Annotated in this window: 23 protein-coding genes; 8 read left to right on the top strand and 15 right to left on the bottom strand. The window is 69.4% G+C overall.

Going from position 1 to position 26,670, the window contains the following annotated elements:
* Nucleotides 1–99: 99 nt before the first annotated feature.
* On the bottom strand, nt 100–1,248 hold the full coding sequence (locus V6K52_RS15280; RefSeq protein ID WP_353950975.1) for an ROK family protein: 1,149 nt from the start codon (nt 1,246–1,248) through the stop codon (nt 100–102).
* Nucleotides 1,249–1,363: 115 nt separating this feature from the next.
* On the opposite strand from V6K52_RS15280, the gene V6K52_RS15275 reads away from it, so the two are divergent.
* Nucleotides 1,364–2,674: a DUF1479 domain-containing protein gene (locus V6K52_RS15275; RefSeq protein ID WP_353950974.1), complete on the top strand. Its 1,311-nt coding sequence runs from the start codon at nt 1,364–1,366 to the stop codon at nt 2,672–2,674.
* Between the two features lie 172 nt (nt 2,675–2,846).
* Here the strand turns inward: V6K52_RS15275 and V6K52_RS15270 are convergent, their stop codons facing one another.
* The 7 genes from V6K52_RS15270 to V6K52_RS15240 all read right to left on the bottom strand — a co-directional run bounded on the left by V6K52_RS15270 (nt 2,847) and on the right by V6K52_RS15240 (nt 12,213).
* Nucleotides 2,847–3,947 (bottom strand): hypothetical protein, encoded by a 1,101-nt coding sequence (locus V6K52_RS15270; protein WP_353950973.1) that lies wholly within the window; start codon nt 3,945–3,947, stop codon nt 2,847–2,849.
* Nucleotides 3,944–5,233 (bottom strand): phosphotransferase, encoded by a 1,290-nt coding sequence (locus V6K52_RS15265; RefSeq protein WP_353950972.1) that lies wholly within the window; start codon nt 5,231–5,233, stop codon nt 3,944–3,946. The genes V6K52_RS15270 and V6K52_RS15265 overlap by 4 nt, the downstream gene beginning before the upstream one ends.
* Nucleotides 5,230–7,044 carry an ABC transporter ATP-binding protein gene (locus V6K52_RS15260; RefSeq protein WP_353950971.1) on the bottom strand — a complete coding sequence of 605 codons (1,815 nt, stop codon included), beginning with the start codon at nt 7,042–7,044 and terminating at the stop codon, nt 5,230–5,232. The genes V6K52_RS15265 and V6K52_RS15260 overlap by 4 nt, the downstream gene beginning before the upstream one ends.
* Entirely contained in the window at nt 7,041–8,237 is a 1,197-nt protein-coding gene (locus V6K52_RS15255) for a glycosyltransferase family 4 protein (protein WP_353950970.1), read from the bottom strand. The genes V6K52_RS15260 and V6K52_RS15255 overlap by 4 nt, the downstream gene beginning before the upstream one ends.
* Before the next feature lie 12 nt (nt 8,238–8,249).
* Nucleotides 8,250–9,557 carry a glycosyltransferase gene (locus V6K52_RS15250; protein ID WP_353950969.1) on the bottom strand — a complete coding sequence of 436 codons (1,308 nt, stop codon included), beginning with the start codon at nt 9,555–9,557 and terminating at the stop codon, nt 8,250–8,252.
* The gene (locus tag V6K52_RS15245; RefSeq protein WP_353950968.1) at nt 9,544–10,740 is read right to left on the bottom strand and encodes a glycosyltransferase; all 1,197 of its coding nucleotides are present in this window, start codon (nt 10,738–10,740) and stop codon (nt 9,544–9,546) included. The genes V6K52_RS15250 and V6K52_RS15245 overlap by 14 nt, the downstream gene beginning before the upstream one ends.
* A gap of 126 nt (nt 10,741–10,866) precedes the next feature.
* Nucleotides 10,867–12,213, bottom strand: coding sequence for a helix-turn-helix domain-containing protein (locus V6K52_RS15240; protein WP_353950967.1), 1,347 nt, complete (start codon nt 12,211–12,213; stop codon nt 10,867–10,869).
* A gap of 36 nt (nt 12,214–12,249) precedes the next feature.
* Here V6K52_RS15240 and V6K52_RS15235 point away from each other — a divergent pair, with 36 nt between their 5' ends.
* The 5 genes from V6K52_RS15235 to V6K52_RS15215 all read left to right on the top strand — a co-directional run bounded on the left by V6K52_RS15235 (nt 12,250) and on the right by V6K52_RS15215 (nt 18,103).
* Nucleotides 12,250–12,957, top strand: a complete 708-nt coding sequence (locus tag V6K52_RS15235) for a DUF2877 domain-containing protein (RefSeq protein ID WP_353950966.1) — start codon at nt 12,250–12,252, stop codon at nt 12,955–12,957.
* Entirely contained in the window at nt 12,954–14,447 is a 1,494-nt protein-coding gene (locus V6K52_RS15230) for an FdrA family protein (protein WP_353950965.1), read from the top strand. The genes V6K52_RS15235 and V6K52_RS15230 overlap by 4 nt, the downstream gene beginning before the upstream one ends.
* Nucleotides 14,444–15,850 carry a DUF1116 domain-containing protein gene (locus V6K52_RS15225; RefSeq protein WP_353950964.1) on the top strand — a complete coding sequence of 469 codons (1,407 nt, stop codon included), beginning with the start codon at nt 14,444–14,446 and terminating at the stop codon, nt 15,848–15,850. The genes V6K52_RS15230 and V6K52_RS15225 overlap by 4 nt, the downstream gene beginning before the upstream one ends.
* A gap of 199 nt (nt 15,851–16,049) precedes the next feature.
* Nucleotides 16,050–16,940 (top strand): bifunctional methylenetetrahydrofolate dehydrogenase/methenyltetrahydrofolate cyclohydrolase, encoded by an 891-nt coding sequence (locus V6K52_RS15220; protein WP_353950963.1) that lies wholly within the window; start codon nt 16,050–16,052, stop codon nt 16,938–16,940.
* Complete coding sequence (locus tag V6K52_RS15215) at nt 16,940–18,103, top strand: ionic transporter y4hA (protein ID WP_353950962.1); 1,164 nt, start codon at nt 16,940–16,942, stop codon at nt 18,101–18,103. Before V6K52_RS15220 ends, V6K52_RS15215 begins: the two co-directional genes overlap by 1 nt.
* Nucleotides 18,104–18,115: 12 nt before the next feature.
* Here V6K52_RS15215 and V6K52_RS15210 read toward each other — a convergent pair whose 3' ends face one another.
* The 6 genes from V6K52_RS15210 to V6K52_RS15185 all read right to left on the bottom strand — a co-directional run bounded on the left by V6K52_RS15210 (nt 18,116) and on the right by V6K52_RS15185 (nt 24,673).
* Nucleotides 18,116–18,703 carry a hypothetical protein gene (locus V6K52_RS15210; protein WP_353950961.1) on the bottom strand — a complete coding sequence of 196 codons (588 nt, stop codon included), beginning with the start codon at nt 18,701–18,703 and terminating at the stop codon, nt 18,116–18,118.
* Between the two features lie 129 nt (nt 18,704–18,832).
* Nucleotides 18,833–20,299 carry a S8 family serine peptidase gene (locus tag V6K52_RS15205; RefSeq protein WP_353950960.1) on the bottom strand — a complete coding sequence of 489 codons (1,467 nt, stop codon included), beginning with the start codon at nt 20,297–20,299 and terminating at the stop codon, nt 18,833–18,835.
* 184 nt (nt 20,300–20,483) lie between these two features.
* Nucleotides 20,484–21,530 (bottom strand): glutathione synthetase, encoded by a 1,047-nt coding sequence (locus V6K52_RS15200; RefSeq protein ID WP_353950959.1) that lies wholly within the window; start codon nt 21,528–21,530, stop codon nt 20,484–20,486.
* Nucleotides 21,527–22,696 carry a tyrosine/phenylalanine carboxypeptidase domain-containing protein gene (locus V6K52_RS15195; RefSeq protein ID WP_353950958.1) on the bottom strand — a complete coding sequence of 390 codons (1,170 nt, stop codon included), beginning with the start codon at nt 22,694–22,696 and terminating at the stop codon, nt 21,527–21,529. The genes V6K52_RS15200 and V6K52_RS15195 overlap by 4 nt, the downstream gene beginning before the upstream one ends.
* On the bottom strand, nt 22,693–23,520 hold the full coding sequence (locus V6K52_RS15190; protein WP_353950957.1) for an N-formylglutamate amidohydrolase: 828 nt from the start codon (nt 23,518–23,520) through the stop codon (nt 22,693–22,695). Before V6K52_RS15190 ends, V6K52_RS15195 begins: the two co-directional genes overlap by 4 nt.
* Before the next feature lie 163 nt (nt 23,521–23,683).
* Nucleotides 23,684–24,673, bottom strand: coding sequence for a malate dehydrogenase (locus V6K52_RS15185; protein WP_353950956.1), 990 nt, complete (start codon nt 24,671–24,673; stop codon nt 23,684–23,686).
* Between the two features lie 95 nt (nt 24,674–24,768).
* Between V6K52_RS15185 and galE the strand changes: the two genes are divergently transcribed.
* Together galE and V6K52_RS15175 are read left to right on the top strand one after the other, a co-directional pair.
* Nucleotides 24,769–25,782 carry a UDP-glucose 4-epimerase GalE gene (gene galE / locus V6K52_RS15180; RefSeq protein ID WP_353950955.1) on the top strand — a complete coding sequence of 338 codons (1,014 nt, stop codon included), beginning with the start codon at nt 24,769–24,771 and terminating at the stop codon, nt 25,780–25,782.
* Nucleotides 25,782–26,234, top strand: coding sequence for a GNAT family N-acetyltransferase (locus V6K52_RS15175; RefSeq protein WP_353953785.1), 453 nt, complete (start codon nt 25,782–25,784; stop codon nt 26,232–26,234). Before galE ends, V6K52_RS15175 begins: the two co-directional genes overlap by 1 nt.
* Before the next feature lie 10 nt (nt 26,235–26,244).
* On the opposite strand, the gene V6K52_RS15170 is transcribed toward V6K52_RS15175, so the two are convergent.
* Complete coding sequence (locus V6K52_RS15170; RefSeq protein ID WP_353950954.1) at nt 26,245–26,655, bottom strand: nitroreductase family deazaflavin-dependent oxidoreductase; 411 nt, start codon at nt 26,653–26,655, stop codon at nt 26,245–26,247.
* Between the last annotated feature and the right edge of the window lie 15 nt (nt 26,656–26,670).

Below are 26,670 nucleotides of genomic sequence, written 5' to 3'. Positions count from 1 at the left end.
AACGGCGGCGCCCTCAGGGTCATTCGTCAATCTGTGACAGGGGACCGCCCGGGTCATTGGCAACTCGAAGAGGCCTGTGTCACACGGTTGTCACACGGTTCATCGTGGCACGGCCCTGGGTCCTGGGGACCACGTCCGGAGCAACTCGCCGAGAGCGCTCGTGCGAGCACCGACGAGGGGGGCATCCTGGGTCACGTGCGCGACAGTGACGGTGGCCTGGAGGCCTCCCGCGTCACCTATCGCCGTGGTCACGGCATCGACGACCTGGGTATGCCGTCCCCACCGTCCGCTGAGCACGACCAGTTCGGGGTCGAGGAGATAGGCGTGCGCCCGGGCGACCTCGCCGACGGCGGCGGCGAGGGTCCTGGCCTGGCCGACTCCGCGATCGAGGTCCTCGAGGAGACGTTCGACCTCGATCGCCTTGGTGCCTTCTTTGAGATAGCCGAGCGACTCGACGCAGTCCATGAGCGTGCCGCTGACTGCTCGACGCCGCCCGCCCCCCGGCACGGATGTCCGGGAGTAGGCAATCTCGCCGGCGAGGCCACGTGCTCCGTGCAGTGGTTGTCCACCGCTGATCATCGCGGCGCCCATGCCCTCGTCAAGATAGAGGTGGAGGACGTCGTCGACCCCTGCGGCGACGCCTTGCTGGCGTTCGGCGAGCAGCGCCCAGCTGACGTCGTTGTCGACGATCGGGCGGACCGGGACGACTCCTTCGAGCAGGTGCACCGGGTCGAGCTCGCCGACGAGGAACGGGCTCGCGGGTAGTTCGACGACGCGACCGGTGCGTCGGTCCACAGGGTCGGCCACGGACAGGGTGACGGCACGGATCGGGCCGGGGGAGTCCGAGGCGAGCGCACGGCATACCGAGACGAGCGCACGCCCCAGTGCGCCCGAGGTGACGGGCACGGCGAGCGAGCGGCGCTTCGTCGCGAGGATCCGCCCGTCGAGGGCGACGACCTCGCCGATCACACCCTGGGGTCCGGCCTGGATGGCGAGGGCGCACCCGGCGGCGTCGTTGACGGCGAGGTAGGTGCCGGCCCGGCCCCGGCCGCCCGACGTGCGCTCGCCCTCCACGAGGACACCGGCGTCGAGAAGCCGCGCGACGCTCTGCGACACCGTCGGCTTCGACAGGGTCGTTGCTGTGGCGACGGCCGCGCGAGTGAGCTGACCGGCCGAAGCCACCGCAGCGAGGACGTGCCGGTCGCTGAGTGAGCGGAGGAGGTCGAGCGAGGGCAGATCGACGGCCACGACCATCCTTTCGTTAGGAGTCCTTGCAAAGTAGCAGAGGGCGGCGCTACTCTTGCCGGAAGCAGTCCAGTCAGGAGTCCTAACAAATAGGATTTAGCTACCCGAGAGGTCGACGATGACCACCACCGACATCACCGACGGAAGCACGAACGCCGCGACACAGCCGCTGCCCCACTGGGAGAGCAAACCGGAAGACGTCACGGGCGCCATCCGCGAGATCAAAGCGGCACTGCGGGCGCGCATCGCCCGGAGCGGCCACACCGTCGAGGAGCACTTCGCCGACCTCGAGGCCCGCATCTCCGAGCGCGTCGAGGAGATCAAGGCCGAGCGCGAACGCGGAGAGCAGGTCTGGCCGGTCATCGACTTCGCCGACATCGAGGCCGGCACGGTGCCGCCCGAACTGGTCGCCAAGGTCAAGCAGCGCGGCTGCGCGGTCGTGCGCGGCACCTTCCCCCACGAGCAGGCGCTCCAGTGGGACCGCGACATCGTGGACTACGTCGAGCGCAACAGGTTCTTCGAGAACTACACCGGGCCCGCCGACGACTTCTTCGCCAGCGTCGAGAGCACGCCCGAGATCTACCCGATCTATTGGTCGCAGCCGCAGATGGAAGCGCGCCAGAGCCCGCGCATGGCCGCGGTGCAGGGTTTCCTCAACAGCCAGTGGACCTTTGAGTCGCAGGGCACGCAGTGGTTCGACCCCGATCGCGATTCCCTCTATCCCGACCGGATCCGGCGCCGTCCGCCAGGCACCGACTCCGCGGGCCTCGGGACTCATCTCGACACCGGCTCGATCGACCTCTACCTGACGCAGGGCTACCAGGACGTGTTCCGCCACCTCTTCGACGGCACTGTCGAGAACTATGACCCGTGGGATGCCGCGCACCGCACCGACGCCGTGAACTACCCGGCGTCAACGATGTGCTCAGCGTTCCGGACCTTCCAGGGCTGGACCGCGTTGTCCGACATGGGCCACGACCAGGGCGTGCTGCACACGGTGCCGATCCCCGAGGCGATGGCCTACCTCATGCTCCGTCCGCTGCTCGATGACGTCCCGGACGATGAGCTGTGCGGGGTCGCCCACAACCAGACGTTCCCCATCACTTTGAAGTGGCACCCGCTGCTCATGGAGGCCGTCTCCGGCATCCCGGACGTGCAGGCCGGAGACACCGTGTGGTGGCACTGCGACCTCATCCACTCAGTGGCCGAAGTCGAGGAGCAGGTCGGCTGGGGCAACGTCATGTACATCCCGGCGGCACCGTGGTGCCCCCGCAATGAGGCGTATGCCGCGAGCGTGCGTGAGGCGTTCATGACCGGTTCCAGCCCGAGCGACTTCCCGGAGGAGCACTACGAACGCGACTGGGAGGGGCGCTTCCAGCCCGAGCGGCTCAACGAGATCGGCCGCCGCGGCCTGGGTATGACTGGCTGAGAAGGGCCGGGCCAATGGACATGCAGTGGTCGCGGACTGGGCCATTCCCTGAAGGGCGGAGTGCTGCTGCGGGCCGGGTACTGCATGTCCATTGGTTCGGTCCGCTCTCGGGACCTTGCGGGGTCGGGGGCGTCCGATCTCCACCTGAGGCTTCTGCGTCCGCAGCGTTGGCCTAGTGGGGCAGGGTTGCGGAGGCGAGGGGAGCGCCTGCCCAGCCGAGGGCGAGGTCGCGCTGGGCTGGTCGGAATGCGTAGAGGCAGGCGAGGCGGACCCGGGTGGCCTCCGCGTAGGTCTCGAAGCGTCCGAGGTCGACGCCTGTCTGCTCGGCGACGGTGAGCACCGCCCGTTGGGCGATGTCGCGGTGGCAGGGTGACCACAGGGCCTGGTCGGCGCGCAGCCCTGCGTGCACGAACAGGTTTGCGAGGTCGAGCGCCGGCTCGGCCAGCGCGACCGTGTCGAAGTCGAGCAGTCCCAGAGAACCTGCGTGGGCGAGCACCTGCTTGTCGTGCAGGTCGCGGTGGCTCACCACCGGATGCTGTGCGGGGCCGTGCACGAGCGCGTGCGACACCGCCTCGGCACGCTCGCCCAACCGGCGGCGCGCCACAACGGGCAGGGCCTCGAAGTCGGTGACGTGGTTGACCCAGCGTCGGAGGATGGCCGCCTCGTCCCGGGGTGAGTGTGAGGGCAGCTGCTGTGCGCCCATGTCGCCGGCCGGCCGGGCGAGCACGGGCCAGGCCGTGGCCCAGCGGGCCCACCAGAGCGCCCACTCAGTGGCGGTGAGCCGGGCCCCCAGCTCGTGCAGGCTCTGCCCGGGCAGGACGCCGAAGCCGACCTGTCCGTCGCCGACATCCTCGACGGTGGGGGCGTCGAAGCCGGCGGCGAACGCGAGGGCGCGGCCGTGGCGGGCTGCCTGGGCGACCACCGGCCCGTTGCCGGGGCGGACGACCTTGACATAGGAGTCGTCCCGGGCAATGACCGCTCGCCGGCCGTAGCGGTGCACGACGAGCGTCCCGCCGACGGCTGCCAGCGCGAGGCCGGGGAGGCGGGGGTCTCCACCCGGGGGAGCGACCCGGGACTCTGCTACGGCCCAGCCGTCGCCCGAACGCTCGAGCCGCAGCCGGGCTGCGCGCAGCCGACCGGCACCGTCGCGACCCTCGACGAGCAGGACCCTGGCGCCGTCTCGGACAGGTCGGGGCCAGGCCCGTCCCACCGTGAGGGTGTCGCCGTCGATGTCGAGCACCGAGGGCACCGCCCCGCAGCCGACGTCGCTCACCGCAGCACGTCCTCGACCTGGTCGATGCGTCCGTGGATCGCGGCGAGCCAGTCCGGGTCGGCGCAGCGGAACGGCTCGATGGCGCGGGTGAGCAGCGACCGGGCCACCCACGTCCGCAACCCCCGCCCCTCTGGTGAGACGGCGGCGGGACCGGGGCGGGCGGCATACCCCGAGAAGAGGGCGGCCGAGAGCGGCAGGGTCTCGAGGTCTGGGGAACCGGGCGCCGCCGACGCCCGCGAGGTCGCGAGCAGCTCGGCGGCGGCGAAGGCCGCGAGGTCACAGAGCAACGGTCCGCGCCCTGCACGATCGAAGTCAATGAGGCGCACCACGTCCTCGCCCGGCCCACCGACGAGGACCTGGTCGGCCGAGAAGTCTCCGTGCACCGAGCCCACAGGCCAGGGCTCGGCGGCAATTCGGGCACGGGTCTGACGCACCACGACATCCATCCGGGCGGCGGCGTCCGGGTCGAGAACGGCAAGGTCGGTCACGAGCGAGGACAGGGCGAGTCCGGGGTCGGGCAGGTTCGCGTGCAGGACGTCTGCGCCGTGCAGGCGGGCCAGCACGTCGCCGGCCGCGCACGCTGCATCCGTTGCTGCGCCGCTGGCGGCGGTTGCTCCGGCACGGATGCCGGTTCTCGTGTCGGTCAGCCCACCCAGGTGGGCCAGATCTCCCCGACCGAACCACGGCCAGACGCTGACGCGGTGAGACAGCGGCAGGGACTCCCTGGGCAGCGGTTCGACAACGGGGACACCCGCATCGGTGAGCAGAGCCATGGCCCGACGCGACCCGTACTGCTTGGCGGCGGTCACCCGCAAGACCTCGCTGCGGTCGTCGGGCAGCCGTCGGCGCAGCACCAGCCGTCGCCGTGGGTTGTAGCGCAGCACCTCGAGGTCGCCCGCGGCAAGCGCGTCAGCGACCGACGAGTGGCGGGTGCGGAGGGCATCGAGACCCCGCTGCAGCCGCGGGTCCGTGTCGAGATCGCCGAGCGCCACAGTCAGCCCGTCGACGTGGCGCACCTCCACCCGCTGCCCGCGCTCCTCAGCACGCCGGACGGCGTTCGCGACCTTGTCGCCATGCGCGGCATGGCTCACCTGGATCCACTGCGGCACACCGGCACCCGCCCCGGCATCGGCACCGGCATTGTCGACGAGAACGGCGATCGTGGAGAGCGAGGGTTTGAAGCGGAGACGGTGGGCACGCACCCCGCGGCCCAGCACCTCCGAGAGCCGGGTGTGGTCGATGAGGAGGTCGGCGGTGGCCCGCTCACCGGTCAGGACGGCGGTCACGCCCGCACCCCTGTCTCCAGAGGGAGCGTCGGCGACGTCCCGGTGAACGCCGCACCCCCGGGCAGCTGTCCGTCGGCCGGCCCGTCCCATCGGATGCCACCGTCCTCGATCCAGATGATGCGGTCGCACTCACGGGCGGTCTGCTCGTCGTGCGTGACGACGACGGTGGTGCGGCCCTGTGTGAGACGCTCGATCGCCTCACGCACGGCGCCGGCGTTCTCGGCGTCGAGGCCGGACGTGGCCTCGTCGAGGATGACGACCGAGGCGTCGCGCAGCAGGGCGCGGGCGATGGCGATCCGCTGGCGCTGGCCGCCGGACAGGGTCGCTCCACGTTCGCCCACCTGCGTGTCGTAGCCCTCACGCAGCATCTCGATGAACTCCTCGGCGCGGGCCTCGCGCGCTGCCCACCGGACCTGCTCGTCGGTGGCGCCGGGCTGCCCGTGGCGGATGTTGTCGGCAACCGTCCCGGTGAAGAGCACGGACTCCTGGAGGACCACGGCCACCTGCGCCCTGAGGTCCTCGAGGTGGAGCTCGCGCACGTCGAACCCGTCGATGCGGACGCTGCCCGAGCGTACGTCGAGCATGCGGGTCAACAGGTTGGTGAGGGTCGACTTGCCTGCCCCGGAGGGCCCCACCACGGCGACCCGCTGGCCGGCGGGCACGTGGAGGGAGAGTTCACGCAACACTGGCGGGTCGTCGCCATAGCCGGCGGTGACCGAGTCGAGCCGCACGTTGCCGTCAAAACGACTGAGCCTCACCGGTTCTGGTGGGCTGGTGATGTCGGGCTGCTCGTCGAGCACGTCGGCGACGCGCTCCCCGGACGCCGTGGCACGAGCGATCCGCCCGGTGTACTTCGCGAGGTCCCGCAGCGGCTTCATCGCGGTCTTGAGGTAGGTGAGGAAGATGACGAGGTCGCCGGGCGTCATCGCACCCTCCATGACCCGCTGACCGCCCAGCACGAGCACGGCGGCGGTGGCAACCCCCACGAGGACGTCGGTGCTGCGCTCGAGCGCGGCCGCGAGCCGGCGGGCCTGCACCCCCTCCTTGAGCGAGGAGCTGTTGCGGCCGCTGAACTCCTGCTCGAGTGCCCGCTCCAGGCCGTATGCCTGGACGACGCGCATCCCGCCGATGGTCTCCTGGGCGATGTTGGCGAGGTCGCCCTCGGCCTTGCGCGTCTTGCGCGACGCGCTGGTGATCTTGGGGGTGCTCACCCGCGACAGCAGCAGGAAGATCGTCGCGGCGACCAGGACGACGAGGGCTAGCAACGGGTCGAGCCAGAACATCACACCGGACATCGCGATGAGGGTGAACACGTTGACGAGCAACGGCATACCGGCCGTGACGGCGACCTCCTGCAGTCGGCCGACGTCCCCGACCAGCCGCTGCACGAGGTCACCGCTGCGAGTGGTCGAGTGGTACTCCTGCGACAGCCGGTTGACGTGCCGGAAGAGACGCTGGCGCAGCTCGGTCGCGATCCGTGAGCTGCCGAGCGCGAAGGCGACCGTCGCGAGGTAGTTGCAGACGGCCCGCATCCCGACGAGGGCCACGGTGGCCAGCCCGCAGACGAGGAGCAGCTGCAGGCTCGCGCGCGGTCCGGGGCTGGCGAGGTCGGCGCCGAGCGACCGCGTGACCGCGTCGACGACGAACTTCACCGGCCACGGTTCCAGGACGCGGAAGACGACCTCGAACACGAGCGCCAACGCGCCTCCGCCGAGCAGCGTGCTGTGCTCGCGCAGGTGGGGCCGGACGAGACCGAGCGTGCGCCGCAGCGCTGGACCGGTGACGGTGGGCTTCGTGGGCTTGGCACTCACGCGGCCGCACCTCCGGTTCGGCCGTGCGTGGCTTCGTCGACAGGGGGTATGCCGGTCAGGATCCTGGCCAGGACCGCGTCCCATGAGTGCCCGGTCTCGACCGCGACCCGGCCGGCTCGACCAAAGGCCTGGGCCCGGTCCGGGTCGCTCACGAGGGTGTCGATGGCGGCGGCGAGGGCCCCGGGATCGGAGGGCTCGACGAGCAGGCCGGTGACACCGTCTCCGACGATGCTCGGGACCTGTCCGACGGCGGAGGCGACGACGGGGAGCCCCGCAGAGGCGTATTCGTAGATCTTGAGCGGCGAGAAGTACTGCTCGGCACCGTCCAGCACCGGGTAGGGCGCGACCGCGACGGCGGCCCCGTCGAGAGCGGCGGGGATGTCGTCGGGGACGACTGCTCCGCGGAAGTCCACGTCGAGCCCGAGACGCTCCGCCTGCTCGACCAGCGACGGCCGCTGGGGTCCGTCGCCGACGATGCGCACCTGCCAGGGCTGCTCGGCGAGTGCGGCCGCGTCGAGCAGGACCTCGACGCCGTGCCACGGCTTGAGGGTGCCCACGAAGACGACCACCGGGTCACCGGTGGCCACCGCGGATGGCCTGATGCGGTGGGTGTTGACGCCGTTGGGCGTCACGCGGACCTTCGATGCCGCGTCGGGGCAGTGCCGCCGCACCCACTCCGCCACCGGCTCGGACACGCACGCGACGACGGTCGCGGCGCGGACCTGGGTCCGAAGGGCGCGCAGCGCGGCGTCGGCGTCGACGAGGTGCCGGTGGATGGCCTGCTCGTCGATGAGGGGGGCGTTGACCTCGAGCACCCCGGGGATGGCGAGCGCACCGGTGACCTCCGCGAGAGCACTCGAGAAGAGGGAGTAGCGCTCATAGACCAGCTCCGCTCCGGCGGCGATGGCCAGGGCCGCCATCTCGAGGGACGCTGCGGCCTGACGCTGCTCGCGTCCGGCGGTCCGCTCCTCGCGTGATCCCGCCGCATCCTCGTGCCCGCCGTCCACCGGGACGTGGACGACCGGGAGGTCCACCAGATCGGAGGGGACGTGCTCGCCGGTGTGGGCGGCATACAACCGGACGGAGTCTCCGCGGGTCAGGAAAGCACGGAGGACCTCCTGCACGTGGACGGAGGCACCCTTGGTGCCGAACGCGGGGACGCCGGGGTCGGCGGTGAGATACGCGACGCGCATCGTGGTCTCCTCTCAGCCCACCAGCAGGGCGGCACCCTGCTGGCGGGCGGCCAGGCTCCGGGCCTGGTTCGTCGTGTCGTAGTGGGTCGCGACGAGCCGTCGCGCTGCACGCGCGATGGCGACCCAGGGGGTGGCGGGACCGGTCACGGACTCGAGCGCGTCGACGAGCTCGCCGACGTCACCCGCGCCGAGTCGTCTCGCCGACAGCAGCAGCCCGGTGACGTCGTGCTGCACCGCCTCCGGAATCCCGGTGACGTCGCTGGCGATGACGGGGACGCCCATGGCCATGGCCTCGAGGAGGACGGTCGGCAGCCCGTCGGCGTTGCCGTCCGCGCCGACGATGCACGGCGCCACCATGACGTCGGCCCACGTGAGGAGGTCGCGCACCTCGTCCTGGCTGCGCGGACCCAGCAGCTCGACCGTGCCCGTGAGCCCGGCGGCAATGACCTGGGCGCCGAGCTCGGCGCGGAGCTCGCCGTCGCCGGCGACCCGCACCTCCACCCGGGGCTGGGTGCTGGTGCGCTCGGCGAGGACACGCACCGCCTCGATGAGGTGCGTGAAACCCTTCTTCTCGACGAGACGACCGACGGCGGCGACCTTGAGCGGTCCCTCGAGTGGTGCGGGGTCGGCATACGGGAAGCGCGTCAGGTCGAGCCCGTTGCGGATGAGGACGACGCGGTCGGCGATGTCGGGGAAGCGGCGGGCGAGGTGGTCCTCGTTGTACTCGCTGATCGCGACGACGTGGTCGGCGTGCTGGAGGACGTCGTGCAGCAGCGCAGGGTCGACGTCCTCGTGGAAGAGGTCCTTGGCGTGGGTGGTCACGGAGTACGGGATGTCTGCGATCGCGCTCGCAACCCGCGCGACCCGCGCGGCCATCGAGCCGAAGTGGGCGTGCAGGTGGGTGATGCCCTGCTCTGAGGCACGCAGCGCGAGTTGGATTCCCTGCACCGCCTCGGTCGGGTCGAGACGCGTCAGATGGGCGAGTATGCCGGGCAGTCGGCTTCCGAGGTCGGGTCGCACCTCCTGCGCCTCGCGCAGCACGGCCCAGGCGTCGGTGAGCTTGACCGGCTTCGGCAGGTGCGTGACGGGAGCCTGCACCCGGGCGATCTCGGGGTGGAAGCGGGCGTCGGTCGTGGGGCGCAGCGCAAAGATTGCGAGGTCCTCGCCCTGCGCCTCGCGGCTGAGGATCTCGGTGACGACGAACGTCTCCGAGAATCGCGGGTAGACCTTGAGGACGTAGCCGACGCGTGGGGGCCGCGGGTGGGTGGTGGTGAGCTGGTCTGGGAGGTGGCTCGGGAGGGTTGGCTCAGACGGCGACACGGGTGGGCTCCTCGTCGGTGTCGGCGCCCTGGAGGGTGGCGACGCGGTGGGTGACGCCGGTCAGTCCGGCGAGGTCGATCCCGCTGCGGTCCTGGGTGCGCGTGACGGCTCCCGCGATCCAGTCGGTGAGCCGGCCGGGGGTGAGGTCGTCGGACTCGAGGACGTCGAATGCACGGACGGCGGCCAGAGCCCGCGCACGAATGAGTTGCTCGAGGCGAGGGGCCTGTCGCGGGACGAGCAGGGCCGGGGTGCTGGTGCTCATGACCTCGCAGACGGTGTTGTAGCCCGCCATCGAGACCACGGCGCTGGCGCGGCGGATCGTCGCGAGCCCGTCCGGGACGGACGCGACGATGGAGGTCCCCGGTGCGGCGACGGCCCGGATGTCGGCGAGGTCGCCTTCAGGCATCTGCGGACCGCCGACGACGAGGTGACGGTGCCCGTGGGGCATCGTGGCCCGGGCCGCAGCGTGCGCGAGCGCGTGTCCGTCGCTGCCGCCCCCGACCATGGTCAGGACATAGGGCTGCTCGGTGGGGTGTTCTTCAGGGACCCAGTGGCGGCCGTCCGAGAGGTAGCCCGTGTGGCGGACGAGGTCGTGCAGCTCTGCTGGCAGCTCGCCGGTGGACCGGACGTCGTGGACGGCCGGGTCGCCGTAGACCCAGATCTCGTCGAAGATCGAGCGCAACTCGTCGAGGTCACCGAGGGCGGCCCACTCGCGCGCCACCGTCGCGGGGTCATCGAGGACCTCGCGCAAGCCCAGCACGATGGTGGTGTCGGGACGCTTCGCACGGGTTTGGGCGAGGACCGCGCGCAGCTCGCCGTCGACGCCATAGGGGTGGCGGTCGACGATGATGAGGTCGGGGGTGAGGCCCTGCACGACCCCCGTGGCGACGCGCTCACGGATGTCGATGAGGTCGTCCATGGGGACCTGGACGTTGCGCGGCTGGTAGCCGACGGTGCCCTTGCAGATGCCCGGCAGGAGGACGACGTCGAAGCCGTCGGGGACGTTGAGGTCTGCTTCGTGGCCGACGCCGGTGAGCAGGATCCCGGTCACCGGACGACCGCTGAGGGCCTGCGAGTCCGTGACGAGGGCATGCGCGATGGCCAGATTGCGCCGGATGTGTCCGAGCCCGACGGAGTCGTGCGAGTAGAGCATGACGCGGAACGGCTGGTCGTGGTGTCGCAACTCGGGCTCCTCTCCACATGGGCACTGCACCGGTTCGGTGCGTTAAGAGCAGTCCACTTGAGGTGTGTGAGGGGTTGGTGAGGCGTGGATGAGAGGCCTCTCATCCCCCACGGGCGACGGGCGAGGTCAGACCCCGCGCATCTGCCTGATCCGCAGGGCCAGTGACAGGGTGAGGCGCAGCTGGGGGTCGCTCGTGAAGGGTCCGAGCATCTGCTCGAGCTTGGTGATGCGATAGCGCAGCGTGTTGTAGTGAAAGAAGAGGACCCGGGCCGTCTCGGCGACGTTGAGGTTGGTGTCGAGCAGCACCTGCAACGTCTGGCGCAGGTCGGCATAGGACGGCTGCGCATCGGTGGCCAGTTCACGCAGTGCCTCGTCAACGAACGCCCGCAGGTCGGCTGTGTCGGGGATGAGCGAGAGCAGCCGATAGATGCCGAGCCCGTCGAAGTGCATGACCGCCGACTCGCCCTGCATCTGCCGCCCCACAGCCACCGCACGCAGTGCCTCGGCATAGGCCCGGGGGATGTCGGCCACGGAGTCCACCGGCCGTGAGACGCCGGTCGAGAACGTCCGCCGACCGCCGCCGCCGTCACCCCGCACGACCTTGACGACCTCGCCCACAGCGCGCATCACGGTCTCCTGCTCACTGTCACCAACGCAGGGTGCTGGCAGGAGTGCGACGACCTCCTGTGAGAAGCCGGCGACCGGCGCCTTGGGCTCCCGGGTCCGCACTGCCTGCACCCAAGCACGGACGAATCGCTCCTGGAGAGAACGCAGTTCGTCACCATCGCGAGTGGTGTGCGCGTCGTCCTCATCGGTCTCGGCGACGACGACGACCATGCGGCGATCAAGGGTCCAGCCCAACGATGCGGCGTGGGCGATGGCTTCTTCCGAGGCGCCGACTCGACCGACGAGGGTGTCGCGCAGGAACTCCGCGCGGTACTTGCCCTCGACCGCAGAGACAGCCTGCTCCTTGGTGATCGCCAGTGCGGCGACCGCGGCTGCTCGCTCCAAACCGTGCACGTCCGTCGTGGTCAGCACCCTCCCCGGCGTGAACACCGCGAGCAGCCCGTGGTCCGACGTGCCGGCGACGATCCGCACCATCGTGCGTTCGGACTTCACTGCACCGGCGGCACGCACGCCGACCGGCTCGTCCTCGACGATGAGGCGTCCGGTGCGGTCGAAGCAGTCGAGTGCCATGACGGTCTCGCGATCGGCCTCCGACCCCGCCGTGGTCACGATGCGGCCATCCGTCGTCGTCACAAGAGTGACTCCGGGGAACAACCCGACGAGGGCCTCACCAAGGTCGGCCAGGGACCCGCCGGTGAGGACGGTCTGCACGAGGATCCGATTGACCTCGTCCTCGCGTCGTAGCAGCTCAGCCTGGTGGTCGACGACGCGCTGCAGCGACTCCACCGTGACCTCTGCTGGCAAGTGCTGAGCCTGAGCGCCAAGATCGTTGGCAACATTTACCATCCGGCCACTGTAGTCACGCTGACTAGCGTTCCAAGGGTGCTTCCCACGATTCCGGCCGCGGCCTCCCCGCTCACTCACGACCTCGTCGCGGGTCCATGCCGTCCGGCCGTCGTGCTCGCCGCGTTCCCCACGGCGCTCTATCTCGCGCTCTCCGATGAGGGCGCCACCCACACCGACGTCCTTTCCGTCGTCACGAGCGATGCCCTTGTCCTGCCCACTGCCGTCCGCCTGGCCGAACCAAGCCCTCGTGACTGGGGAGTGGCACCCGGCGACGTCGTCATCGTCGGCGGCGACGAGATCTCCCTGCCGGCACACGGCATACGCATCGTTCGTTCCTGGCGACCACGACGGGTCTCGACCGCATCTCCGAACGCCACACCGTTCGACTGGCAGCCACTCCTCGCGGACCTTGGTCGCGGCGAGGGCCTCACCCCGCGCGCCGACGACGTCCTCTGCGGCGCGCTTCTCGCAGCCCGCGCCCTCGGCATCGCCCTGCCGGGCGAGATCCCCGTGGGGCGCACGACAAGCCTGTCGGCTTCCCTCATCCTTGCCGCGCACGCCGGGTATGCCGTGTCTTCCGTTGTCGACCACGTCACCCACGCTGTCGCCGGGTCCACCGACGCAGGCCCCTCTCGTGAGCTCGTGCTCGCGATCGGCCACACCTCGGGGGCAGGTCTCCTCGAAGGCATCGACCAGGTGTTGCTCCATGCCAATTCCCCTCTACCGGAAGGAATCCCGTCGTGACGATTACCCACGTCGATCTGCGTCGAGGCGCCTACCACGACTCCGTGACGCTGCTCCAGGTGTCTCGCACGGTCGCCGACGTCGAGGGGGTCGAGGCTGCGCAGGTGGCGATGACGACCGAGCTCAACGTCGAGGTGCTCAGCGGGATGGGGTTCGAGATCCCAGAGGCTGCTGGCCCCAACGATCTCGTAGTGGCAATCCGGGCTGTCGACGAGGACGCCGTCGCAGCAGGCCTCGCGGCGGCCGCCGCCGCCCTCAGCGCGAAGGCAGCGCCCAGCGGTGGCTTCGGCGATGCCCCCGCGCCGCGCACCACCAGTGGAGCCGTTCGGGTGGGGGGAGCGGAGCTCGCGCTCATCTCGGTGCCGGGCAGGTACGCGACCACCGAGGCTCTTGATGCCATCGGTGCTGGCGCCTCGGTGATGCTCTTCTCGGACAACGTCCCCGTCGAGGACGAGGTCCGACTCAAGGACGCCGCAGCGGCGGTCGATGTCCTCATCATGGGCCCGGACTGTGGCACGGCAGTCGTCGGGGGAGTCGCCCTCGGCTTCGCAAACGTGGTCGAGGCAGGCCCGATGGGGCTCGTCGCCGCGTCGGGCACGGGCGCCCAACAGATCATGTGTCTGCTCGACGCTGCCGGAGTGGGCATCTCACACTGCCTCGGGGTCGGCGGACGCGACCTCAAGGCGGCTGTCGGTGGACGGTCGACCCGACAGGCGCTGGCGGCACTCGCAGCGGACCCCGCCACGAGCTCCATCGTCGTCGTCTCCAAACCTCCGGACGAGGCGGTCCTCACGGACCTCGAGGCGTATGCCGCCGGCCTGGGTCTCCCGGTCCGTTGGGCCACGCTCGGTGCCGGTCGGCCCGACCTCACCACCGCTCTCGAGGCGGTGCTCAAGGCAGAGGGACACGACGTGCCGGAATGGCCGAAGTGGTTGTCGGACAGCGATCCTGAGCCCGGCGCAGGGCTGGGCAGTCTGCGCGGACTGTTCTGCGGCGGCACTCTCGCAGACGAGGCGATGCTCATCGCCGCGGAGTCCCTCGGCGACATCCGGTCCAACATCCCGCTGCGCGACGATCTGGCCCTCGGCTCAGGTCTCACGCACGACGGGCACCTCGTCATCGACTTCGGCGACGACGGTCTGACCCAGGGGCGGGCGCACCCGATGATCGACCCGACACTGCGGATGGAGCGCATCGCCGCAGAGGCGCAGGACCCCACGTGTGGCGCGCTGTTGCTCGACCTCGTCCTCGGCTTCGGCGCCCATCAGGACCCGGCTGGCGAGCTGGCCGACGCGATCCGCGCGGCCAAGGGTGCCGCGCGCGACAGCGGCCGGGAGCTGCCGGTCGTCGTGTCCCTCACGGGCACCAAGGGCGACCCGCAGGGTTTTGCCGCCACCGCGCAGACCCTCTCCGGCGCCGGCGCGTCCGTCTTCCTCTCCAACCGTGATGCCACCCGCCACGCCCTGACGTTCCTCGGAGGAGCTCGATGAACCAGCCACTGCACGGACTGCTCTGCGTCGAATCGCCCTCCGTGGCCACGGCAGGTGTCCAGCTGTTCGCCGACGCCCTGCGCGGTCAGGCCGTCACCGTCACTGAGGCCGACTGGCAACCGCCGATGGCAGGAACCGAGACGGACCTCGCCACCGTCCTGGCTGACGCACGTCGAGCGGAGGCCAACGCGACGGCATACGCACGCCTGACGGCGGCTGGAGCCGAGCTCTGCGACGTGAAGCAGGCCAAGGACGCCCTCGGCCTCGAACGCGGCACCTTCCTCCACGCCGGACCGCCCATCGAGTGGGAGCGGATGTCCGGTCCGCTCAAGGGCGCCCTCATCGGTGCTGTGCTTTTCGAAGGGCTCGCTGACAACGCCGAGCGCGCCGAGGACGACCTCGCCGCAGGCAAGTTCGCGTTCGAGCCGTGCCACCACCGCGACGCCGTCGGCCCGATGGCGGGCGTCGTGTCACCGTCGATGTGGATGTATGGCCTGCGCGACGAGGTCCACGACGCGTGGTCGTGGTGCTCGCTCAACGAGGGCCTCGGCAAGGTGCTGCGCTACGGCGCCTACGGCCCCGAGGTGATCGACCGGTTGCACTGGATGACCGACGTGCTCGGCCCGATCCTGCAGCAGTCGGTGCGCCGTACAGGGCCGTTCGACATCAAGGCGATCCTGGCGCAGATGCTCCAGATGGGCGACGAGGGCCACAACCGCAACCGTGCTGGTTCGCTCATGCTCCTGCGCGAGCTGCTGCCCGGCATGATCACCGCCGACGCGAGCTCGGCCGACATCGCCGAGGCGGTGCGTTTCTCCGGTGCAAACGAGCACTTCTTCCTCAATCTCGGTATGCCGGCCTGCAAGCTCGCGACGATGGCGGCCCACGGCATACCCGGTTCGTCGCTCGTGACGACGATGGCTCGCAACGGGACCGACTTCGGGATCCGGGTCTCCGGCACGTCCGACCAGTGGTTCACCGGCCCGGCGAACACCCCGGATGGTCTGTTCCTCGGCGACTACGGCCCCGACGACGCCAACCCCGACATCGGCGACTCGGCCATCACCGAGACCGGCGGTATCGGCGGATTCGCCATGGCTGCGGCCCCGGCCATCGTGAAGTTCGTCGGTGGTGATGTGGCGTTCGCGCTGCGGGCGACCCAGACGATGTACGAGATCACGCACGGCGAGCACCCCATGTTCCAGGTGCCGATCCTCGACTTCCGCGGGACGCCGACCGGCATCGACGTCGTGTCGGTCGTGCGCACCGGGATCCTGCCGCAGATCAACACGGGGATGGCCGGGCGCGTGGCCGGGACGGGGCAGGTCGGCGCGGGTCTCGTGACGCCGCCGGCCGAGTGCTTCCCTGCGGCTCTCGCGGCCCTCGCGACCGCGACCCCCTGACCTTCTCGGCCGCCGCTGTGCAGTGCTGCTCCCCAGCGCAGCAGTGCCTGCATTGCTGCTCCCCAGCGCAGCAGTGCCTGCATTGCTGCAGCCCAGCGCAGCAGTGCACAGCGCGAATCGAGAGCACCCACGACTCGACCGTGGGCCTTTCGGCAGAGCGGCGGTCGGGAGCCCCCGCGGCGTCTGGGAGAATTGCTGGGTGACTGCTCAGACACTTGACGGCAAGGCCATCCTCGCGACGATCAAGAAGGAGCTCCGCGGTCGTGTCGCCGCGCTGGCCGAACGCGGGATCACGCCCGGCCTCGGCACGGTCCTCGTGGGCAACGACCCGGGCAGCAGCTGGTACGTCAATGCCAAGCACAAGGACTGTGCGGAGATCGGCATCTCGAGCATCCGCCGCGACCTGTCCGCCGACTCCAGCCTGGACGACGTCCTCTCGGTCGTGCGTGAGCTCAACGAGGACCCGGCCTGCACCGGCTTCCTCGTGCAGCAGCCCACCGGCCTCGACGAGAACCAGATCCTCGCCGCTGTCGACCCCGGCAAAGATGTCGACGGACTCCACCCGACCAACCTCGGCTGGCTCGTCCTTGGCCAGGAAGCGCCCCTGCCCTGCACGCCTGTGGGCTGCATCGAGCTGCTGCGCCGCTACGACGTGCCGATCGCCGGTGCGCGGGTCGTCGTCGTCGGTCGAGGCATCACCGTCGGACGCCCACTCTCACTCATCCTCACCCGCCGCTCCGAGAATGCGACCGTCGTCCAGTGCCACACCGGCACCGTCGACCTCGCCGCTGAGGTCCGCCGCGCCGACATCGTCATCGCTGCGGCAGGTGTCCCCGGACTCATCACCGGCAACATGATCAAGCCCGGCGCAGCCGTGCTCGACGTCGGCGTGAGTCGCGTCGTCGAGGAGGGTCGCTCCGTCATCGCCGGTGACGTCGCCGCCGATGTCGCGGACGTCGCCGGGTGGGTCAGTCCCAACCCGGGCGGTGTCGGACCCATGACCCGCGCGATGCTCCTGAGCAACGTCGTCGCCATCGCCGAGAAGCAGGCCGCCCAAGAGCTCGCTGCGGCAGGCCACGGAGCCGGCTGATGACCGGCAGTGAGTCCGGGGTCGGAACCGGGACCGACAACGACGTCGACAACGACACGCCGCCGAGCACGACGACCCGCAAGAACCTGCTCCACTGGACCGCGATCGCCCCCGTCCTCGCCCTCATCGCGCTGGCCGTGACGTGGGGTCGCGACATCAACGGAATCGTCGTCGGTCTCGTCGCTGTGCTGCTCGGTGCCGCAGTGCTCGCGGCCGTCCATCACGCCGAGGTCATCGCCCACCGTGTGGGTGAGCCGTTCGGATCCCTCGTGCTTGCTGTGGCAGTGACGGTCATCGAGGTCTCGCTCATCGTCACGCTCATGCTCAGCGGTGGGGCAGGAACCTCGACCCTGGCTCGCGACACGGTGTTCGCCGCGGTCATGATCACGGTCAACGGCATCCTCGGGCTGTCGCTCCTCGTGGGCTCCCGCCGCTTCGGGATGGTCCGGTTCAACGCCGAGGGCACGGGTGGCGCGCTCGCCACCGTCGCCACCCTCGCCGCGGTCTGCCTGGTCCTCCCGACCGTCACCACCGGAGCGATCGGGCCCGAGTTCACGTCGAGCCAGCTCGCCTTTGCGGCGATCGCCTCGCTGAGCCTGTATGCCGCATTCGTCCTCACGCAGACCGTGCGCCACCGCGACTTCTTCCTGCCCGTGGGGTCCAAGGGCAAGCCGCTCCCCGAGGATGAGCACGCCACGCCGCCCACGGACAGCGAGGCGTGGATCGCGCTCGGCTTCCTGGTCCTGTCGCTCGTCGCCGTCGTCGGACTGGCCAAGGTCGAGTCGAAGTCCATCGAAGAAGCCGTGGCTGCTGCTGGCCTGCCGCACTCGTTCGTCGGTGTCGTCATCGCCCTGCTCGTGCTGCTGCCCGAGACCATCGCGGCCGTCAACGCCGCCCGCCGCGAACGCATCCAGACGAGCATCAACCTCGCTCTGGGCTCCGCCATGGCGAGCATCGGTCTGACGATCCCGGTCCTGGCGATCGCGACGATCTGGATCAGCACACCCCTTCACCTCGGGTTGGACGCCACCCAGATCACCCTGCTTGCCATCACCATCGTGACGGCCGTGCTCACGGTCGTGCCCGGGCGGGCCACAAGGTTGCAGGGGAGCGTTCACCTCACGCTCTGCGCGGCATACCTGTTCCTCGCCGCCGTCCCCTGAGCGCAGGATCCTTCAGTCGCAGGTCGTGACCGAGCTGGGGCAGGCAACCGTGCGGGGGCCCACCGCGGTCCGGTGGCGGACGAACCCGTGGCGGTAGACGACCTCGTAGCCGTCATAAGCCCAATCGCCAGCTGTGACGAGCTCCCAGGTGGCGACCCCGAAGGCGGAAGATTCTGGGGAGCCGTCGCTCGGCGGAAGCACGAAGCCCGCAGCTGGGCGGCGCACGGAACGAGGCATCTCCGACTCGGCGGATCCCTCTGACATGCCAACGGGGTAGGTCTCGAGGGTGAACGAGATCTCGCGCAACGACAGACCCTTCGCCGCGTCACCACGTGGGATCGGGCGGACGCTTTCGATCTGCACGTCGAGCCAGCCGTGGTTGCGCAGGATGATCCCGGACGAGAACGTGGTCGGCGCCGAGCGACTGATGCCCAAGGTCGTGCCGAGGTCATGACCGATCAGGCCAGGACCCGTGCCGATCCCGGTTGCGGCCATGGTCGACCCGGCCAGGACCAACGCGGCCAGGGCACCGAATGCCCGCGGCCGGGTGAGCCACTGACGAGTCCGTGTTGCCGGATCTTCGGTACTCGTGAGCGTCATGCGGGTGATCGTGCCATCGCGGTGAGGTTCTCACCGTCGAAACGACAAGGCCCGCACCCCCCAGGGAGGGGGCACGGGCCTTGTGCCTGACGGGTCAGACGGTCAGACGGTCAGGCGCTCACTCGAACGTCACTTGGTGACGGCGTCGAGTGCGTCGATCAGACCAGCGCCGTAGTAGCCGGAGCCGGACGCGCCACCCTCACAGGTGGCGTCGTTGACACCGTCACGGTTGGCGTCATAGAACGACGGGCATGCGAGGGTGTCGGACTCCTTCTCGAGGGTCCTGATGGACTGCTTGGCGTTGAGCCTGGTGTCGGTGCCACGGATGAGGGCAACGACGCCAGCAGCGTGCGGTGAAGCCATCGACGTGCCCTGCTTGTAGCCCCAGCCACCGCCGACGACGGTCGAGAGGACGCGGCCGTTCTTCGACGGGGTGTCCGCGACGACGCGCGAGTCACCACCGGGTGCGGTGACGTCGACGACGCCCCGGCCCCAGTTGGAATAGAAGGACTTCACGGCCGTCGGGCCGACCGAGGAGGTCGTCACGGTGTTGCCGACCTCGGTGGGCATGTCGTAGCAGCGCTGGTCGGTGTCGCGCGGAGTCGGCTCCGGGGTGTTGTTGGGGCTGGTCGTGTCGAGGATCGGCTTGGAGAGGTCCCAGGCCGAGTTGCCCGCGGCGGCGACGTTGACGACGTCCTTCTTCTCGCTGTACTTCAGGGCCCGCTCGACGGCCAGGATGGCGGCCTTCTCGTCGAGGTTGCTCTTGCACCAGAGGGCGTAGGGGTCGATGTAGTACGAGTTGTTGGTGACCTCCATGCCCTTTTCGGCCGCCCAGATGAAGCCACAGATCGCGTACTCCGGGTAGATGTAGCCGGCATCCTCGACAACCTTGACCGAGGCGAGCTTGACGTTGGGCGCGACGCCGATCATGCCGACGCCGTTGCGGGCGGCACCGATCGTGCCGGCCACGTGCGTGCCGTGGTCGGAGGTGGTGGGCTGCCACGCCTTGGGGTCCTGGTTCGGGATCCCGCGGTCGGTGCAGTCGACCGACTGCGAGGCGTCCACGTTGACGGCGAGGTCGGGGTGGTCGGCCTCGATGCCGGAGTCGAGGACGCCGACCGTGATGGCGCGGTTGCCGTCGGTCTTGAGGTGGGCCTTGTCGGCACCGATCTGGCGCATGTCCCACTGTTCGGCGAAAAGGGGCTCCTTCGTGTCGTCGCCACCGGAGGTGCCGGCGCCAAGGCCCTGGACCGTGCCGTCGGGAACGATGGTCGAGGCCGGCACGTAGGCCTGCATCGCACGGGAGGGGCCCGCCGCGACGATGCCGGGAGCCCGACGAGCCATGTCGTCAAAGGTGTCGTCGGTCGCGCTGGCGATGACGACACCGATCTGGGGCCATTCCTGCACGACGGTGCCGCCTGCCGCCTCGACGGCGGCGACGGCCTTGGCGGTGCCGGTGCCGCCCTGGGCGACGACGAACGACGTCGGCGTGGGGAGTGGAGCGGCGCCGGCGGGAATGGCCACTGCCGTCGTGGCCACAGCACACGTCGCGGTAGCGGCGATCACTGCAGCCCTCTTCATGAAGGTGGATGTCACGTGTTCCTCCTGGTCGTGGACCGCAACTCTGCGGTCACACATGCACCCTGCCAGCGCCTCACCCGTGGAGTCCATAGTTCTCACACATTTTTGTGCAATCCATACCTTGGGGACATACCCCCGAAACACGGGCACGCGGCATACCCCAAAAATCGGGGTATGCCGTCTGCTCGCCTGGCGAGCCTCAGAGCGTCGCCAGCCGCAGGTTGCTCATCTCGGCGCCGTAGTGTCCCTTGATGTCGACCTTGCGTTCGAGGTCGTGGATGATCTGCTTGGCGAAGTCGTGCCCATAGAGGACCTGGCACGACCCCAGTCCGCCCGGGCTGAAGACGTTCACCTCCATGAGCTTGTTTCCGACGATGTCGAGCCCGACGAGGAACATGCCGTCAGCCACGAGTTTGGGTTGCACCGTGTTGACGAGCGAGAGCATCTCGTCGGACACTGCCACCTTGTGCGCCTTGCCCCCGGCCGACATGTTGCTGCGCAAGTCATCTCCACCGCTCTTGCGCCGGAACGCGGCGATCTGCCCCTCCATCTCGAGCGGACGCCCGTTCATGACGAACATCCGCACATCACCATCGGTGGCGGCGGCCAGGAACTCCTGGGCGACGACGTAGCCGTCGCGCGCGATGGCCTCGATGATCTGGCTGAGGTTGGGCGACTCGGCACTGTTGACGAGGAAGACCCCACTGCCACCGGAACCCTGCAGTGGCTTGAGCACTGCTCGACCACCGAGGTCGGCGATGAACGCGGCGATCTGGTCCTCGTCGCGGGAGATGAGCGTCTGGGGTCGCACGATTTCGGGGAAGTGCTGGAAGTAGGCCTTCGACAGCGCGTCGGCGAGCCGGGTGGGGTCGTTGACGACGAGCACTCCGGCGGCCGCGAAGAGCTGACCGAACGCCACGGCCGCGTTGTTGGCCCAGGGGCGCCCTCCGGCATCCTCGGCTGGGTCGTTGCGCAGCATGACGACGTCGAACTCACCGACGGGCATCTGCACCTCGACGTCCGGGGTCTGTACGTCGTCGAGATAGCGCTCGAGGGATCGGTATTTCTTGCCCTTCCCACCCCCACGCACCCGCGCGGTCAGCGAGCCGTCCGGCTCGTAGGCGAAGTCACCGATGCCCATGAGGAACGCATTGTGCCCCAGTTGCTCGGCGGCCATCGCCAGCCGGATCGTGGTGTAGACGGGCTTCTCGCTCATGACGTCATTGACGACGAATCCGATCTTCATGCTGCTCCTTCGATGAGTCTGGCGACGTCATCGGCCTGGTTGGCCGCGGCGTCGAGCCGCTGGGTCGCTCTCGGGTCCTCGAGGTAGCGAGGAACGAGACGGGGAGAACGGAGGACGCCGCGCTTGTCGAGTTCGCGGATGAGAGGCAGGTCGTCCAGCGAGAACTTGCCAAGCCACAGGAGGTCCAGGTTTCCGCCACCGCGCAGGTGGCGGAGGAGTTCGACGAGTCCGCGCAGGTAGATCGCGTCCTTGCTGAGCCCACCAGAGCGGAAGGCGCGCATCGTGGTCGTGAAGGCGCTGCTCTGGGGGAAGCCGTCGTCGACGAGGGCGCGCCAAGCCTCGACGAAGGCTGCGCCCCCGTGCATCCGATGCACGGTCAGGACGCGGGCGGCCAGTTGCCGCAGGCGGAACGGCGTCAGTTCGCCGCATCCGATCTCGGCGAGTATGGCCAGCCCTTCCTGGGTCTTGTCGTAGCCGGCCAGACCCGTGCCAAGGACCTGCACGGGCTGGGCGGCACCGTTGACCTGGGTGACGAGGTGGGTGCCGACCTCGTGCTGGATGAGCGCGTTGGCACGCGCCCGCTGGACCACGACATCCCTGTCGATGAGCAGCGTGTTGCCACTGACCATGACCCCGTTGACGTCGTCACGCATCTCGGCGTGGATGTCGATCTCGGGGTCGACCTCGCGATAGAAGTCGATCTCACGATGAGCGAGCTCAAGGAACTCGGGTGCGGAGAGGCTGTGCCCAGCGTCCTCGGAACGGTGCACCCGAGCCAGGATGTTGTCGGCCTGTCTGCACAGTTCGGGTGTGGCACCTCCGTAGAGCTCGATGCTGAGCACGCTGAAGTCGCCGGTGCCGCGTGCCCGGAGCATCTCGATCTGGAGCCCGAGCTCGCGATGCTTGGCCCGCAGCAGGTGGCCGAGGGTGGCGTCCTCGACGCTCGCGACGTCGATGTTCTCGAGCGCCCTGGCCAGGACGTCCGGCGACGTCTCCGGGGGTCGATAGTGAAACAACGGCTCTGCGACGGTGCCATCGGTGAACGCGTGCCTCACCTCGTCGGCATTGACGGGGGTGACGTCGAGCAGGAACTGCATGCTGCGAGCAGTCTGGGCCAGCGCATGGTCGATCGCGAGGTCCGCGACGGACAGGCTCGGGGCGCTCACGGCGCGACGCCTGAAGCCGTGCCACCGGAGGCAGCTCTGAGCGCCTGCAGCACCGGTTCGACGGACTCGCCCAAGGCCTGCGACAGCGTGTCGATGCGGTGCTGATCCGGCTCGCCGGTCCACTCGTCCATGTAGGTCTTCTTGAACTCCAGGGCGAGGGCGACGCCGCGATCCGGGTAGCGCTCGTGGACCCACCGCGTGAGGTGCGCGCCCTTGAAGCGGACGTTCTCGCGCACATCGATCTCGCCGCCTGCGGTGGCGGGGCCGGAGAGTGCGCCCATGAACGCGTCGACCACGCCGCCCCAGTGGTCGCGGTCGAGGGAGCCCGTGCCGACGTTGACCTCGGGGTTGTCCTCGAATGGCGCCTCGGGTCCGTCGTCCCCGTCCCGTCGGTGGTTGTAGGAGTGGACGTCATAGACGACGAACGGTCCTCTGGAGGCGACCTCGTCGAGCCGCGCGCCGAGGTCGGCATAGAACGCGTCGTGGATCCGCGCGCTGCGCTCACTGATGTCGTCAGCGAGTGGGCTCTCCCGCCACACATCGAGGTCCCAGGCGTCCTCGGGGCGGCGGTAGACGGCCTGCTCCCGGTCCCGGTTGAGGTCGATCTCGAACCGCGAACGGTGCACGATGACCCGGGCTGGACAGCGTGAGCCGATGTCATCGGTGAACGGATCCTCCTCGCGCCGTCGCGTGGACTCGTCGAGCACCATCACGTCACGGATCTCTTCTCGCAGATCGTGACCGGTGTGGATCGCCGTGGCGACGAGCTGGCCGCTCCAGTCGCCGGCGAACGCAAAAGCCGGGGGATCGAGCATGTCGGGCATGCCTCCTGTCTACCTGACAGGAAGGCCGCCGCGGGCCGCAAGGTTTGAGGTTTTCGCAGGTCAGGGGCGCACAGGTGCCGCGCGGCGGAACGCGAGCACGCGGCATACCCCGAAAGAATCCGGTGTATGCCGCGTGCGAACGATTGCGCTTGTCGCGCTGGACTCAGATCAGGCCCAGTGCCCTGACCGCGTCGCGCTCCTCGGCGAGCTCGGCCGCCGTGGCGTCGATCTTGCCGCGCGAGAACTCATCGATGGTCAGGCCCTGGACAATGCTCCACTGGCCGTCCTTGACGGTGACGGGGAAGGAGCTGATGAGCCCCTCCTCGACGCCGTAGGAGCCGTCGGAGCGCACGGCCATCGAGGTCCAGTCGCCCTCGGCGGTGCCCTGCACCCAGGTGCGGGCGTGGTCGATGGTGGCCGACGCTGCCGAGGCGGCCGAGGACGCACCGCGCGCCTCGATGATCGCTGCGCCGCGCTTGGCGACGGTCGGGATGAACGTATCCGCGAGCCACGCCTGGTCGTTGACCGTCTCGGCAGCGTTCTTGCCGGAGACCTCGGCGTGGAAGAGGTCGGGGTACTGCGTCGCGGAGTGGTTGCCCCAGATCGTCATCTTCTTGATCTCGGTGACCGGGACGCCGAGCTTGGCCGCGAGCTGGCTGATCGCGCGGTTGTGGTCGAGACGGGTCAGTGCCGAGAACTGCGACGTGGGGATATCGGGTGCGTTGCTCATCGCGATGAGGGCGTTGGTGTTGGCCGGGTTGCCGGTGACGGTGATGTGCACGTCGTCGGCCGCGACCTTGTTGAGGGCCTTGCCCTGCGGGGCGAAGATGCCGCCGTTGGCTTCGAGGAGGTCACCGCGCTCCATGCCGGGGCCGCGGGGGCGGGCGCCGACGAGGAGGGCGTGGTTGACGCCGTCGAAGACCGTCTCGGCGTCGTCGCCGATCTGGACCCCGGCGAGCGTCGGGAAGGCGCAGTCGTCGAGCTCCATGACGACACCCTCGAGCGCCTTGAGCGCTGGGGTGATCTCGAGCAGACGCAGCTCGACGGGGACGTCTGGGCCAAGGAGGGCGCCAGACGCGATGCGGAACAGCAGGCTGTAGCCGATCTGACCGGCAGCGCCGGTGACGGCCACCTTGACGGGGGTCTGGCTCACGATGGACACCTCTTCGTACGGGGCAAATGTGGTCGATCGTGACGCTATCAGCGCCCGCACACCCCCGGCACAGAGCCCGGCTCTAGGGTGAGGGCATGCGCGTTCTCGTCTCAGGTGGTGCCGGATACATCGGTTCGCACACTGTCGTCCAGCTCGTCGCCGCCGGTCACGACGTTGTTGTCGTCGACTCGTTCGCCAACGCGAAGCCGTCCGTGGTGGGTCGAGTGGAAGCACTGACCGGTATGCCGTTGGACGTGCGGTCCTTCGACCTCACGGATCGCGACAAGACCGAGGCGACGTTCGTTGAGACCGAGATCGACGCGGTCATTCACTTCGCCGGGTTCAAGGCGGTGGGAGAGAGTGTGGCCGAGCCGCTCAGCTACTACGAGAACAACCTCGACACGACCCTGTCGCTGCTGCGAGCGATGGATCGCCATGGGGTGCGCAAGCTCGTCTTCTCGAGCTCGGCCACGGTCTATGGCGCCGAGGCAGCCGTACCCATGCAGGAGGACGCCCCGACGTCGGCCACCAACCCCTATGGCTGGACCAAGGTCATGAACGAGCAGGTCCTGCGCGACATGGCCGTCGCCGACCCCACCTGGCGGATCGCGTTGCTCCGCTACTTCAACCCGGTGGGTGCGCACTCGAGTGGCACGATCGGTGAGGACCCGAGCGGTATCCCCAACAACCTCATGCCCTACATCGCCCAGGTCGCCGTGGGTCGGCGCGAGAAGCTCGCTGTCTATGGCGGCGACTACGCGACGCCCGATGGCACGGGCGTGCGCGACTACATCCACGTCGAGGACCTCGCCGCTGGTCACGTCGCAGCTCTTCACCGGCTCGGCGCCACGGACACCCCGGTCAACACGTGGAATCTCGGCACCGGCCACGGCACGTCGGTCCTCGAGATGGTCCACGCGTTCGAGCGAGCCGTTGGACATGACCTGCCCTACGAGATCGTCGATCGGCGCCCCGGCGACATCGCCGAGTCCTACGCCGACCCCACCAGGGCCGAGGCCGACCTGGGCTGGAAGGCCACCCGCACCGTCGACGACATGTGTGTCGACACGTGGCGGTGGCAGAGCGAGAATCCGCAGGGCTACCCGTGATCGGCGGACTTGTTGTTCGCCGGGCGACGCGCGAGGACGTGCCAGCAATCGTCGCGCTGCTCACGGACGACCCGCTCGGGGCGGCCCGAGAGACTCACGGCGACCACGCGGCATACCTGACGGCCTTTGACGCGATCGACGCTGATCCGGCCCACGAACTTGTCGTCCTCGAGGACGAGGGTGAGGTCATCGGCACGCTGCAGCTCACGCTGTTGCCCGGGCTCTCGCGCCATGGCGCCCTGCGTGCCCAGATCGAGGCGGTGCGCATCGCCTCAAGCCGTCGCGGGCAGGGGCTCGGCGAGGGCCTGTTCCAGTGGGCGATCGACGAGTCGCGCCGCCGTGGCGCCGTGCTCGTGCAGCTCACGACCGACGCGAGCCGCGAGGGCGCACAGCGGTTCTATGAACGGCTGGGGTTCGTCGCATCCCACGTCGGCATGAAGCTGCCGCTCTGAGCTGCACGGCTCAGGCGGCGCGACGCAGGCGCACGACCGGGATGATCCGGTCGGTCTTCATCTCGTAGTCCCCGAAGCCCGGGGCCTCGGCTACCCGCACCGGCCAGATCGCATCGCGCTCCTCACGTGGCAGGACCTCGGCCTCGACAGGGAAGGTCTGCGTGCCGACCTCGACATCGAACCGCGGGTTCGCCTTCACGTTATGAAACCAGTCGGGGTTGTCGGGCGCCCCGGCCTTGGACGCGATGATGTTCAGCGAGTCGTCGTCCTGGGGGAAATACATGAGGGGAGTGACCCGCTTGGTGCCGCTCCTGGCCCCGATGTGGTGGATGAGGATCATCGGCGCCCCCTCGAACGGACCCCCGACCTTGCCGTCGTTCTCGCGGAACTCCTTGATGACTCCGTCATTCCAGTCACTCATGTTCCTGACGCTACG

Source organism: Knoellia sp. S7-12 (genome assembly GCF_040518285.1).
GTDB lineage: Bacteria > Actinomycetota > Actinomycetes > Actinomycetales > Dermatophilaceae > Knoellia.
The sequence above is the reverse complement of the archived record's forward strand: the minus strand, read 5'-3'. Positions and strand labels throughout refer to the sequence as shown.

What these genes read in the sequence shown, in the direction of transcription:
- galE (WP_353950955.1), top strand. Translation starts at nt 24,769, where the DNA reads ATGCGCGTTCTCGTCTCAGGTGGTGCCGGATACATCGGTTCGCACACT.
- V6K52_RS15170 (WP_353950954.1), bottom strand. Translation starts at nt 26,655, where the DNA reads ATGAGTGACTGGAATGACGGAGTCATCAAGGAGTTCCGCGAGAACGAC.
- V6K52_RS15225 (WP_353950964.1), top strand. Translation starts at nt 14,444, where the DNA reads ATGAACCAGCCACTGCACGGACTGCTCTGCGTCGAATCGCCCTCCGTG.
- V6K52_RS15275 (WP_353950974.1), top strand. Translation starts at nt 1,364, where the DNA reads ATGACCACCACCGACATCACCGACGGAAGCACGAACGCCGCGACACAG.
- V6K52_RS15190 (WP_353950957.1), bottom strand. Translation starts at nt 23,520, where the DNA reads ATGCCCGACATGCTCGATCCCCCGGCTTTTGCGTTCGCCGGCGACTGG.
- V6K52_RS15215 (WP_353950962.1), top strand. Translation starts at nt 16,940, where the DNA reads ATGACCGGCAGTGAGTCCGGGGTCGGAACCGGGACCGACAACGACGTC.
- V6K52_RS15255 (WP_353950970.1), bottom strand. Translation starts at nt 8,237, where the DNA reads ATGCGCGTCGCGTATCTCACCGCCGACCCCGGCGTCCCCGCGTTCGGC.
- V6K52_RS15240 (WP_353950967.1), bottom strand. Translation starts at nt 12,213, where the DNA reads ATGGTAAATGTTGCCAACGATCTTGGCGCTCAGGCTCAGCACTTGCCA.
- V6K52_RS15210 (WP_353950961.1), bottom strand. Translation starts at nt 18,703, where the DNA reads ATGACGCTCACGAGTACCGAAGATCCGGCAACACGGACTCGTCAGTGG.
- V6K52_RS15200 (WP_353950959.1), bottom strand. Translation starts at nt 21,530, where the DNA reads ATGAAGATCGGATTCGTCGTCAATGACGTCATGAGCGAGAAGCCCGTC.